The organism is Streptomyces sp. A1277, from assembly GCF_004795015.1.
GTDB lineage: Bacteria > Actinomycetota > Actinomycetes > Streptomycetales > Streptomycetaceae > Streptomyces.
The window spans coordinates 1-11996 of record NZ_SSBI01000027.1; the positions used below are offsets into that span (position 1 = coordinate 1).

Here is an 11996-nt window from a genome sequence, read left to right on the forward strand (position 1 = left end):
CGGCCGGTCACGGACGCCGGAGCGCGACCACGGCGTTGTGTCCGCCGAAGCCGAAGGAGTGGCTGACGGCCCGGCCGACGGGCCGCACCAGCGGCTGCTTGGTGACGCAGTCGATGTCGAACTCGGGCGCGGGGGCGTCCAGGTTGGCGACGGGCGGGATCACCCCGCGCTGGAGCGTGAGGACCGTCAGCCCGGCCTCGATCGCCCCGGCCGCTCCCATGCAGTGGCCCAGCACGCCCTTGGGCGCGGTGACGGGGGGCCGGTGCGGGTACACGCGGCTGATGAGCGCGGCTTCGGCGGCGTCGTTGCGCTGGGTCGCGGTGCCGTGCGCGTTGATGTGCTCGACGTCCTCGGCCCGCCAGCCCGCGTCGCGCAGCGCGGCCTCGACGGCGGCCCGGGCGATCCGGCCGTCGGGGTGCGGGCTGGTGGGGTGGTGGGCGTCCGTGGTGGCGCCGGTGCCGGCGACCAGGGCGCGGGGTTCGGCGCCCCGGGCCTCGGCGTCGTCCGCGCGCTCCAGCACCATGACGGCGGCGCCCTCGCCCATGACGAGCCCGGCCCGGTCGGCAGCGAAGGGCCGGCTGAGCCGGGACAGGTCGCCGTCCGCGCGGGCCCCCGCCCCGGACCGGGCGAACCCGGTCATGGCGATCGGGAAGACCGTCGATTCGGTGGCTCCCGCGATGGCCACGTCGCACTGCCCGGTGGCGAGCAGGTCCCGGGCGACGGACAGCGCGGTGACACCGGACGAACAGGCCGTGCAGGGGGCCATGCTGGGACCGGTGGCCCGCATCTCGATGGCGATCTCGGCGGCGGGCATGTTGGGGATGGTCAGCAGCACACCGGCCGGTGAGGTGGCATCCGGTCCCCGCCGCTCCAGCACCAGCGCCTGGTCGGTGAGGTGCGCGGAGCCACCGCTGCTGGTGCCGACGACGACGGCGACCCGGCTGCCGTCCCAGCCGGCCGGGTCGAGCCCCGCGTCGGCGACCGCCTCGCGGGCCGCGAGTACGGCGAACTTGACGTATCTGCCCATGCGGAAGGCCGTACGGCGGCCTACCGCCGCGTCCAGGTCGATGCCGTCGACCATGCAGGCGAAGTCGATCTCGCACCCTTCGAGGGCGGCGACGGTGCGGGCCGGGCTGACCGCGGCGCACACACCGTCCCAGGTGGACTCGGTGTCGTTGCCGACCGGGGTGATCATGCCCAGCCCCGTGACGGCGATGGCCGGTGTCTTCATCGGGCGGTACTCACCGGGGCCCCGCCGTCGGCCGACGCGTGAAGGTACTCCGTGAGACCGGCGAGAGTGGTCTGCCGGTGCAGAGTGGCGGAGTCCAGTTCGACCCCGGTGGTCTCCCTGAGGACGACGGCGAACTCGGCGACCGCGAGGGAGTCCATGTCCAGGCTGTCCATCGTGGACTCCGGGAGGATCTCGGCCACGGGCACCTTGAAGGTACGGCTGAGTACGTCGGTGATCCGGGGGTGAATCGTGCTCATGGTCTTCCTTTCCTCATGCCCATCCGGTGGGGTGTCCGGGCGGCGGCGCGCACCGCCCGACGCCGGAGTAACTGGGCAGGATCGCTCCGGTTACGCCTTGCGGCGAACCGATTCGTCACTGCGTCCTCGCGGCGCCCCGCACCAGCGCGCGAAGAGGGCGACGGTGCTCCAGTAGGCGAGGAGCACGGCTCCTGCCGCGAGGGCCTGCACGGCGTCCGCCGCGCGGCTTCGCCGCACGCTCCTCATCGCTCCTCCCCCGCATGCCAGTGGGCGTCCGGGTCGTCGTACGCGTCGGCGTAACGGGCCCCCGTGATCGGCCAGTCGGCGAGCACTTCCTCGGGGAAGGCGAAGGACTCGGCGAGTTCCGGCAGCCGGGGCGCCACCGCGGCGATCAGCTGCTCGGTGCACTCGGTGAGGCCCTCGACCTGGCCGGCGCTCAGGTGGCCCGCCGCGAGCAGGTCCCCGCTGCTGCGGGCCACACGGCCCAGGGCGAACAGCCGGGCCAGTTCGTCCAGCCGGTCCCGGTCCGCCCCGGCGGGCAGGGCGTCGACCGCGTCCGCGTACGCCTCGGCCGCCTGCCGGCAGGCGTGCGCCTCGACCCCGCGCAGCGCGGGCCCGGAGGCCGCGTTCCACCGCTCCAGCGGGCCGCCGTGCGCCACCGGCGCCATCCGCGCCGCGGCGCGCGCGAACCGGATCTCCTCCACCCGCTCCAGGAGTCGGACCAGGAACCGGAGGTCGGTGAGGTCGCCGGCCGGTGGTTGCGCGGCCGGCTCGTGCGGGGGCCCGGCGGTCGCGGCGAAGACCATGGCGGCGGCGGCCCTGGCGTGGACGGCGAGGTTGTCGCCCTCGGCGGTGATGGCGCCCTCCACCCCGGTGACGAGTGCGGTCATGCCGTTGTTCTCCAGCAGCCCCTGGGCGCCGCAGCGCTCCCGGCTCTCCACGATCACCTCGCGGGCCTGCCAGGTGATCCAGCCCTTGGCGATGTCGACCAGTCGTTCGGCCGCCTCGCGTTCGGCCGCGGGCCCCGGTGCGGCCGCCTCCCAGCGGTCCAGGACCCTGCGGTGCAGCAGGCTCATGGCGAAGACGGTGGCCATGGCCTCGGCCAGCGGCCCGTGGTGGCTGCGGTGGGCGATCACCGGCACCCGCGGGGAGCGGCGGCCCGCGGAGACGTAGCGGTGGCCGCCGTAGCGCACGGCGACGGCCAACGTGGCGCGGGCGGAGCCGACGGCGCTGGCGCTCATGCAGACGCGGCCCGTGACGACCCGGGCGATCGAGGCGAGGAAGCGGCGTCTGCGGCCCTCGGTGGCGCTGCGGAACACCCCGTCGCCGTCGATCCGCCCCTGCGGGCCGGTGAGCAGGGCCTCGCGCCCGACGAAGACCTGGTCGAAGGAGGTCAGGCTGTGGTCCACGGGGCTGCCCATCCGTGCCGGGAGCCTGCGGACGCGTACGCCGGGCAGCGGGCCGGTGGTGTCGGTGAGCGGCACCAGCAGCAGGAAGACGCCGTGGTCGGTGCCGCCGGCGATCAGGCGTGCGGCGACGAGCCCGGACTTGGGGCCGCCGGCCGGGCCGGTGTTGGGCATGAACTTCTGGGCGCCGCAGTGCGGGGTGTGCACGACGAACCCGTCGCGTACGGGGTCGTAGGTGGCGGTCGTCTCGATGGCGGCGGCGTCGTTCCCGTGGTCGACCTCCGTGCACAGGAAGGTCCCGGTGCGCCGCAGCAGGAGGTAGTCGGACAGGTCGCGGGGACGGTCGGTGTCGTGGTCCAGGAGGCTGCCGAGGAAGAGGTTGTAGTGGATTCCGGCGATGGTGGCGAGCGCCGGGTCGACGGGGGCGAGCCATTCGTGCAGCGCGGCCAGGGCCCGGGGGTCGCAGGCCGGCCGGGCGGCGCTGTCCAGGGCGTTGTTGAGGGCGCGCAGACGGGCGTACGCGCGTGCGAGGCGTTCCTCGGGGGTGCCGCCCGCCGACGGCCCCGGGGGCAGGCGGAACGGTCCGGTCGCGCTGAGCCGGCGCCAGAAGCCGTGTTCACGGCGGGCGTCCGGGCCCAGGAGTACGGAGGTGAGCGGGCGGGCGAGGGGGTCGGCGCCGGCCCCCGTGGTGCCGGTGCTGTCGAGAGTGGTGGTCATACAGGGGGGAACGACTGGCGCACGGTCAGGACACCGTGATCGCGCAGATGTTCACCTGCCGGCGTGTCGGACCTGTTCGAAGGCGAGCGCGACGTTGTGTCCGCCGAAGCCGAAGGAGTGGCTGACCGCCCGCTCGACGTGCTGGCGTCGCGGCTGCTTGGTCACGCAGTCGATGTCCCACTCGGCGGGTGGGGCGTCCAGGTTGGCGACGGGCGGGACGACGCCGTGTTCCAGCGTCAGCACGGTGGCGGCGGCCTCGATCGCGCCGCCGGCGGCGAGGGTGTGCCCGATGACGCCCTTGGGCGCGGTCACCGAGGGCCGGTGGGGGAAGAGTCGGGCGATCAGCCCCGCCTCCATCGCGTCGTTCAGCGGGGTCGAGGTGCCGTGGGCGTTGACGTGGTCGACCTCCTGGGCGGTCCAGCCCGCAGCGTCCAGGGCCGCTTCGACGGCGCGCCGGGCGCCGTGGCCGCCGGGGTCGGGTGCGGTGGGGTGGTGGGCGTCCGTGGCGGATCCGGCCCCGGCGAGGACGGCCCGGGCCCTGCCTCCCCGGGCCGCGGCATGCCCGGCCCGCTCCAGGACCAGCACGGCGGCGCCCTCGCCCAGGACGAACCCGTCGCGGTCGGCGGCGAAGGGCCGGGACGCGGCCGCCGGGTCGCCGGTGCGCACGGACAGCGCGCCCATCTGCGCGAAGGCCGTCACCACCAGGGGGGTCAGCACGGATTCGGCGCCGCCCGCGACCACGATGTCGCACCGGCCGCCGGTCAGGAGGTCGTGGGCCACGGCGAGGGCGGTGGCGCCCGAGGCGCAGGCCGTGGCCGGGGCGAGGCTCGGTCCGTGGGCCCGCAGGTCGATGGCGATCTCGCCGGCGGCCGCGTTGGGCATCATCATCGGCGCGAGGAGCGGCGAGACGGCCTGCGGGCCTCCGGCGTCCAGCCTGCGGACGTTGTCCACGAGGGCGGAGACCCCGCCCACACCGACGCCGAGCACGACGCCCACCCGGCCGCCGTCCCAGCGCTCCGGGCGCAGCCCGGCGTCGGCGACGGCCCGGCGCGCGGCGACCAGGGCCATCTTCGCGAACCGCGCCATCCGCCAGCCGGCCCGCCCGCCGACGGCCTCGTCCAGGTCGGTCTCCTCGGCCACGCAGGCGAAGTCGGCGGGCAGTCCGGCCAGTTCCCCGCAGCGCCGGGCCACCGACCGGCCCGCGCACAGGCCGGCCCAGAAGGTGTGCTCGTCGGCGCCCACGGGCGTCACCAGGCCCAGACCCGTCACCACGGTCGTCTTCTCGTCCCGCGCCATACCGCGGACCTCCCCTGCCTCGTCGGGCCCCACTGACGGGCAAACGCCGCAGGCACCGGGAAGGGTGCGGGCGACTGGCCCGAACGTGTCCTTCCGGATGGCGGGCGCGCGGGGCCCCGTGCCGTTCAGCCCCGGCCGAGCGCGTCCCGGAGTTCGGTCATGTCGGGCGGGTTGGCGCCGGCCCGGGCGACGGTCACGGCCGCCGAAGCCGCCGCGTGCCGCAGGATGTCGCACACGGTGTCCCGGGCCGCCGACCGCAGCCGGCCCCGGCCGGCCGTGCCGAGCATCCCGTGGGCGGCCAGGGCGTGCAGGGCGCCGGACATGAAGGCGTCGCCCGCCCCCACCGTGTCGACCACGTCGGCGGGCAGCGCGCCGGCCTCCACCTGGGCGTCGGGCAGGACCGCCGTGGCCCCCGCGCCGCCCCGGGTGACGAGGACGAGGGCCGGTCCGCCGGCGAGCCACCGTTCGGCGGTCTTGACCGGGTCCTGGCCCGGGTACAGCCAGTCCAGGTCCTCGTCGCTGGCCTTGACCACGTCGCTGAGGGCCACGCAGCGCTCGACCCGGCGCACGGCGGCCGCGTGGTCCCCCATCAGGGCGGGCCGCACGTTGGGGTCGTAGCTGACGGTGGCGGCCGTGCGCAGCGAGTCGACGGCGGCCATGACGGTGGCCGCCCCGGGTTCCGTCACCGCGGCGATCGACCCGGTGTGGACGTGCCCGGGCTGCCGGTCCAGGGCGGCCTGACCGAGCGTCCAGGTGACCTCGAACGCGTACGAGGCGCGCCCTTCGCCGTCCAGGGTCACGACGGCCGACGGGGTGGGGTCCGGGGCCCCGTCCGTGCGCACCTCGACACCGCCGCCGGCCAGGTGGGCGCGGATCAGCCGCCCGTTGTCGTCCGGGCCGAGCTGGGTGAGCAGGGTCGCCGGGTGTCCGAGCCTGGCCAGGCCGTGGGCGACGTTGGCCGGGCTGCCCCCGGGGTGGACCCGGTCGGGGGCGTCGGGAAGCCGGACGATGTCGGCGACGCATTCACCGATGACCAGGAAGTCGGTTCGGTCGGGCATGAGGGCGGGTTCTCCAGAGGTGCGGTGGCGGGGTGATCGGGGCGTCCGGGTGCCGCACGGCGTTCCGGACACCCGAGCACCCTCGCACGCGGCACGGGTCTGCCGCAGGCCGCGTCGCGCCCGGCCCCTACGTGTCCAGCGCGTCGGCCACCAGCTCCAGGAACCGGGCGTGCGCGTGCGCGCTGCACACAGGTTCCGGGTTCCACGGCACCACCCGGGCCGCGCCCGCGACGGCCGCCCAGCCGGCGTTGTCCCGGAGCTCGTCCAGCGGTGTGGCGTTGGACCGGATGTCGGCGAGGACGACGGCGGGGCGCAGGGCGGCGGCCTCGGCATAGGCGGTCGTGGACCAGTTCGCACCGGGTCCCTCGGCGGGTTCCAGCAGGTTGACGCCCAGTTCGCTCAGGACCCGCAGCTCGGGCCACATGCGGGGGCGGGCCAGGTGGGCCTGCTCCTGGCCGGCCGGTGACAGGGCGAGGACCCGTGCCCGGTCCGGGCGCGCGGTGAGGGCGCGCAGCCGGCTCCGGGCGGCGTCCAGTTCCCGGGTCGCCGCCGCCGGTTCCTCGGCGCCGAGCGAGCGGGCCAGCTGGGCGAAGCGGTCACCGATCTCGGTGAGGGTGCGCGCCTGGCCCACGTCGATGACGACGACCGGGACGTGGTCCTCCAGGTGCTTGGCGGTCTCCGGGCCGAGGCCGTAGACCTGGCCGCCGCCGTAGCTGACGGCGACCACGAGGTCCGGTCCGCCGCTCAGTAACGCGTCCGCGTCCAGGGTGGGGCCGGCCCCGGCGTACGCGATCTCGTCCAGGGGCAGCGAGCCGGTCTTCGAGGCGTCCGGCGCGGCCGGGTCGTCGTGGCCGGAGCCGAACAGCCCGGCCGGCCGTATCCCGTGGTCCCACAGGGTCGCGCCGGCCTGGATATAGGCGAGCACCCGCTGCGGGCGCTCCTCGCGGGCCGACAACTGCCCGCGGTCGTCGGTGAACTGCCACACGGTCCGCTCCGTCACGTCACATGCCTCCCACCCGGAACGCGCCGCCCGGCGGCGGCGGTCACCGAGTACCTGCCCAGCGAATCCCGGCGGCACCCTCCGGTGGGGCGAAAGGTCCTACAGATCCGCCTGCGTACCGCGTACCAGGTAGGTGACGGGCCCGGGGTCCGGGACGTGGATCTCGGTGAAGCCGAGCCGGTCGTAGAAAGCCCTGGCCGGGGTGTTGGCGGTGAGCATGGAGAGGTGGACGCCTTTGACGCCCTTGGTGTTCAGGGCCGCGAGGAAGGTGCGCATGAGGTCCCTGCCGTACCCCTTGCGCTGCCACTCGGGCAGCAGGTCGATGTGCAGGTGCGCGGGGTGGCGGGCGAGTTCGGGCAGGACCATCCGCTCGGGGTGGTGCAGGAGGGCGGTCATCTCGTCGGTGGGGCTTCGCGGCGGGTCCTCGGCGAGCGGGTAGCGGTCCTCGACCCTGGGCAGCCACTGCTCGCGGAACTGCTTGACGAAGCGCGGCGTGTCGGCGGTGCCGAGGACGTATCCGACCGCGCGGCCGGTGCCGTCGTCCAGGACGAAGGTGAGCTCGGGTTCCAGGACGGCGTAGGGCGTGGCGAAGATCGACGACACCAGCTCCGGGTCGGGGTACAGGTGCCGGGCGTCGCTGCCGCCGGCGGCGGTGCGTATGCAGATGTCCGAGAGGGCCGCGCTGTCGTCGGGGTGGTAGGCCCGTGGGCCGGGGAGCTGGGTCACGGGCTCATCCTGCCGACTCCGAGAGCGCTCCCACAAGGCTCGGGAAGGATCTTGGGAGAAGAGATCACCGCGTGGGGCCGCGCCGCGCCCGGACCACGGGCGCGGCCACCGGCCGGGCACTGCTCAGAGGTTGACGGCCGTCAGGAGGACGACGGCGTCCTCCAGGGCGAGCAGCCCGTGCCGCTCCTGCGGGATCGGGTGCAGGCGGCCGGGTGTCAGTTCCACGTCCCCGGACGCGGCGGTGAGCCGGACCGAGCCGCGCAGCACCTGGAGCGAGGCGGCGGGCGGGGCGTTGTGCTCGTCCAGCGCGGAACCCGAGGTGAGGGCGATGACGGTCTGGCGCAGCGGGTCCTGGTGGAGCAGGAGGTGGGCGCTGCGGCCGTGCGGGGAGGTGCGGGCGGCGGCCAGGTGCTCGGCGGCGAGGGCATTCAGATCGTTCGGAGCGTCCATATGCCCACTGTGCCGCAGCCCCCGCCCGGCCGCGAACCTGCCGCGCGGTCCCGGTCGCGCTCCCACACGTCCGGGACCGGGCCGGTGTGCGGCCGTGGCTACGTCAGGCGCGCAGCCACACGGCCGTGTCCTGCGGGAGGCGTCCCGCGTCGTCCAGGGGGCCGCTGGCGAGCAGCACCGCGGTGTGCGGGGGCAGGTCCGCGGCCTCGGCGGCCAGGTTGACGACGCACAGCAGGCCGTCGGTCCGGGCGAAGGCGAGCACGCCGGGCGCGGCGTCAAGCCAGGTCAGCCGCTGGATGCCGGGCTCCCCGCCGGTCCCGAAGCCGGGTTCGGTGCGCCGCAGCCGCAGGGCCTGGCGGTAGAGGCTGAGCATCGAGTCCGGGTCCTGGCTCTGGAGGTCGGCGGCGTACGCGGACCAGCCGTCCGGCTGCGGGAGCCAGGGGTCCGTGGTGGCCCCGAATCCGGCGTACGGTTCGCTCGCCGACCAGGGCAGCGGGACGCGGCAGCCGTCCCGGCCCGGGTCCGTGCCGTTCTTGCGGAAGTGCATCGGGTCCTGGATGCGGTCCAGCGGGATGTCGGCCTCCGGCAGCCCGAGTTCCTCGCCCTGGTAGAGGTAGGCCGCGCCGGGCAGGGCCAGCGAGAGGAGGGCGGCGGCGCGGGCCCTGCGGGTGCCGAGGGCCAGGTCGGTGGGGGTGCCGAAGGTCTTGGCCGCGAAGTCGAACCCGGTCTCCGCGCGGCCGTAGCGGGTGACGGTCCGGGTCACGTCGTGGTTGCACAGCACCCAGGTGGCGGGGGCGCCGACCGAGGCGTGCTCGGCGAGGGTGTCGTCGATGGCGGTCCGCAGCAGCCCGGCTTCCCAGGGGCAGGCGAGGAAGTTGAAGTTGAAGGCGGTGTGCAGTTCGTCGGGGCGCAGGTAGCGGGCGAACCGCTCGGTGTCGGGGAGCCAGACCTCGCCGACGAAGACCCCGTCGTACTCGTCGGCGATGGCGCGCCAGGAGCGGTAGATGTCGTGCAGTTCGTCGCGGTCCACGAAGGGGTGCGGGTCGGTGCCGACGACGAAGTCGGGCAGGGCGGGGTCCTTGGCGAGCAGGGCGGCGGAGTCGATGCGCACGCCGGCGACGCCGCGTTCGAACCAGAAGCGCAGCACGTCCTCGTGCTCCTGGCGGACGGCGGGGTGGGCCCAGTTGAGGTCGGGCTGCTGGGTGGCGAAGAGGTGGAGGTACCACTCGCCGTCCTCCAGCCGGGTCCAGGGGGTGCCGCCGAATTCGGAGACCCAGTCGTTGGGCGGGATCTCGCCGTTCGCGCCGCGTCCCTTGCGGAAGTGGAAGAGGTCGCGCTCGGGGCTGCCGGAGCCGGCTTCGAGGGCGGCGCGGAACCAGGCGTGCTGGTCGGAGACGTGGTTGGGCACGATGTCGATGATGGTGCGGATGCCCAGTTCGCGGGCCTCGGCGATCAGCTTCTCGGCCTCGGCGAGGGTGCCGAAGGCGGGGTCGATCGTGCGGTAGTCGGCCACGTCGTAGCCGCCGTCGGCCAGCGGCGAGAGGTACCAGGGGGTGAACCAGAGGGCGTCCACGCCCAGTTCCACGAGGTAGGGCAGCTTGGCCCGTACCCCCGCCAGGTCGCCGGTGCCGTCGCCGTCGCCGTCGGCGAAGCTGCGTGGGTAGACCTGGTAGATGGCGGCATCGCGCCACCAGTGTGCGGTGGCCTCGGACGGACGGTTGGCTGCCACGTGGCGTTCCTTTCGGGCAGGTGGTACTCCGCCGCCGGCCCGGCAAGCGGGGCAGGATGGGAGGGCCGGCGGCGGAGTGCTGAGGGGAAGGCGGCTTGGGGGCGTGCCCCGGGGCGGGTGTCAGCCCTTGAGGCCGCCCGCGGTCAGACCGCTCATGATGTTGCGCTGGAAGAGCAGGAAGATGAGCAGCGTCGGGATCGACGCGATGGTGAGTGCGGCGATGAGCACGTTCTCGGGTACGCCGCTGGCCAGTGAGTAGATGCCCACGTTGAGCGTCTGCTTGCTCGGGTCGGGCAGCGTGAGCATCGGCCAGAGGAAGTCCTTCCACACGCCGACGACGGCGAAGATGGAGACGACTCCGAGGATCGGACGGGAGATGGGCAGGACGATCGAGCGCAGGGTGCGCAGGGGTGAGGCGCCGTCCATGGCGGCGGCGTCGAGGAGTTCGCCCGGGATCGAGTCGAAGAACCGCTTCAGCAGGAAGATGTTGAAGGCGTTGGTGACCGACGGCAGCCAGATCGCCCAGGGCGAGTTGACGAGGTTGCGCTGGAAGACGGGCACGTCCAGGACCGTGAGGTACTGCGGGACGACGAGCACGGTGGCGGGGATCATCAGGGTGGCCAGCATCATGCCGAGGATGACCTTGCCGAACACCGGCCGCAGCTTGGACAGCGAGTAGGCGGCGGCGACGTCGAAGATCAGCTGGAAGGCGAGCGCTCCGAAGGCGTAGTACAGGGTGTTGAAGAGCAGCTTGGACAGGTCCATCACGGTCCATGCCTGCTTGTAGTTCTCGGTGTGGATGGAGCTGGGGAAGGCGGTGGGCGGGCTCTGCACCACTTCCTGGGTGGTCTTGAGGCCACCGGTGACCATCCAGTACAGGGGGCCGAGGAAGACCACCGTGAACAGGATCATCACCAGGGCGAAGACGATCCAGTAGAAGGTCCTGCCGCGGCGTCTGCCGATCTGCGCCGGTGAGATCAGGGTGCGTTGGCGGCCGCGTTCGGCGGCGCCCTCGTTCCCGCGCCGGGCGGACTTGCGTGCGGTGCTCCCGCGCCGGGAGACCAGCGTGTTCGATGCCATGGTCGTGCTCCCGTCCTAGTCTTCGCTGCTGCGGCTCAGTCGCACGTACACCGCGGAGAATCCCGCGAGGACGACGAGCAGGACGAGGCCGAGTGCCGCCGCGCTGCCGTAGTTGTTGAAGTTGAAGGCGTACTGGTAGATGAGGTAGACGACGGTGGTGGTGGAGCCCTCCGGGCCGGCGCCGTTGGTGAGCAGGAACGGTTCGGTGAAGACCTGCATCGTCGCGATGATCTGCATGAGCAGCAGGAGCGAGAGGATGAGGCGGGTCTGCGGGATGGTGACGTGCCAGATCTTGCGCAGCAGCCCCGCGCCGTCGAGTTCGGCCGCCTCGTACAGCTCGCCGGGGATGCCCTGGAGCGCGGCGAGGTAGATGAGGGTGGCGCCGCCCATGTTCATCCAGGTCGCCGCGATGACGACGGAGAGCATGGAGGTGCTGGTGTCCTGGAGCCACTGCTGTTCGGGCAGGTGGAAGATGGCCAGGATGCGGTTGAAGAGGCCGTAGCCGGGGTCGTAGAAGTACTTGAAGAGCAGGACCGAGGCGACCGGCGGCAGCATCACGGGGAGGTAGACGAGGAGCCGCAGGTAGCCCTGTCCGTGCCGGAACTCGTTGAGCACGACGGCGACGACGAAGGGCACGACGAAGCCGAGCAGCAGGGCGAGGACGGTGAACAGGAGGGTGTTGCGCCATGCCTGCCAGAACGCCGGGTCGTTGAAGACGTACGTCAGGTTGGACCAGCCGGCCCAGGTGGTTTTGCCGTCCTCGTTCTTCTGGAAGGCCAGGATGAATTCCCGGACCATCGGATACCAGGAGAAGAGCGAGAAGCAGAGCACCGCTCCGATGAGGAAGCCGTGGGCCGAGATGTTGCGGCGCACGGCGCGCAGGAACTCCTCGCGGGCGGAGTCCCGGCGTGCGGGGCTTTGGTGTCCTGGGCGAGGCGTGGTCGCCTTGCGGGGGGACAGGGTAGGGGCCGACATGGTGTCTCCTCGGTGCCGGTGAACGTCGAGCGCAGTACGCGGACGGGGTCCGGATGCGGGGCCGGGTCCGC

The 11996-nt window shown here is 73.6% G+C and carries 12 protein-coding genes; all 12 read right to left on the bottom strand.

The window, feature by feature from the left end:
• Positions 1–7: 7 nt before the first annotated feature.
• Positions 8–1231, bottom strand: a complete 1224-nt coding sequence (locus tag E6R18_RS19150) for a beta-ketoacyl-[acyl-carrier-protein] synthase family protein (protein WP_136318116.1) — start codon at positions 1229–1231, stop codon at positions 8–10.
• Complete coding sequence (locus E6R18_RS19155) at positions 1228–1488, bottom strand: acyl carrier protein (protein WP_136318117.1); 261 nt, start codon at positions 1486–1488, stop codon at positions 1228–1230. The genes E6R18_RS19150 and E6R18_RS19155 overlap by 4 nt, the downstream gene beginning before the upstream one ends.
• Before the next feature lie 90 nt (positions 1489–1578).
• Positions 1579–1725, bottom strand: a complete 147-nt coding sequence (locus tag E6R18_RS34090; RefSeq protein WP_168712392.1) for a hypothetical protein — start codon at positions 1723–1725, stop codon at positions 1579–1581.
• A 5-nt stretch (positions 1726–1730) separates the two neighbouring features.
• Entirely contained in the window at positions 1731–3611 is a 1881-nt protein-coding gene (locus E6R18_RS19160) for an acyl-CoA dehydrogenase (RefSeq protein ID WP_136318118.1), read from the bottom strand.
• A 51-nt stretch (positions 3612–3662) separates the two neighbouring features.
• On the bottom strand, positions 3663–4907 hold the full coding sequence (locus E6R18_RS19165; RefSeq protein ID WP_136318119.1) for a beta-ketoacyl-[acyl-carrier-protein] synthase family protein: 1245 nt from the start codon (positions 4905–4907) through the stop codon (positions 3663–3665).
• Between the two features lie 125 nt (positions 4908–5032).
• On the bottom strand, positions 5033–5965 hold the full coding sequence (locus E6R18_RS19170; protein WP_136318120.1) for a carbohydrate kinase: 933 nt from the start codon (positions 5963–5965) through the stop codon (positions 5033–5035).
• 127 nt (positions 5966–6092) lie between these two features.
• Entirely contained in the window at positions 6093–6965 is an 873-nt protein-coding gene (locus tag E6R18_RS19175) for an ABC transporter substrate-binding protein (protein ID WP_136318121.1), read from the bottom strand.
• A gap of 99 nt (positions 6966–7064) precedes the next feature.
• Entirely contained in the window at positions 7065–7691 is a 627-nt protein-coding gene (locus tag E6R18_RS19180) for a GNAT family N-acetyltransferase (RefSeq protein WP_136318122.1), read from the bottom strand.
• Between the two features lie 123 nt (positions 7692–7814).
• Positions 7815–8141, bottom strand: coding sequence for a cupin (locus tag E6R18_RS19185; protein WP_136202419.1), 327 nt, complete (start codon positions 8139–8141; stop codon positions 7815–7817).
• 103 nt (positions 8142–8244) lie between these two features.
• Positions 8245–9870, bottom strand: a complete 1626-nt coding sequence (locus E6R18_RS19190; protein ID WP_136318123.1) for a glycoside hydrolase family 13 protein — start codon at positions 9868–9870, stop codon at positions 8245–8247.
• Positions 9871–9990: 120 nt separating this feature from the next.
• A complete protein-coding gene (locus tag E6R18_RS19195; protein ID WP_168712393.1) occupies positions 9991–10950 on the bottom strand; it encodes a carbohydrate ABC transporter permease in 960 nt (319 codons plus the stop codon).
• A gap of 15 nt (positions 10951–10965) precedes the next feature.
• Complete coding sequence (locus tag E6R18_RS19200; RefSeq protein WP_136318124.1) at positions 10966–11925, bottom strand: sugar ABC transporter permease; 960 nt, start codon at positions 11923–11925, stop codon at positions 10966–10968.
• Between the last annotated feature and the right edge of the window lie 71 nt (positions 11926–11996).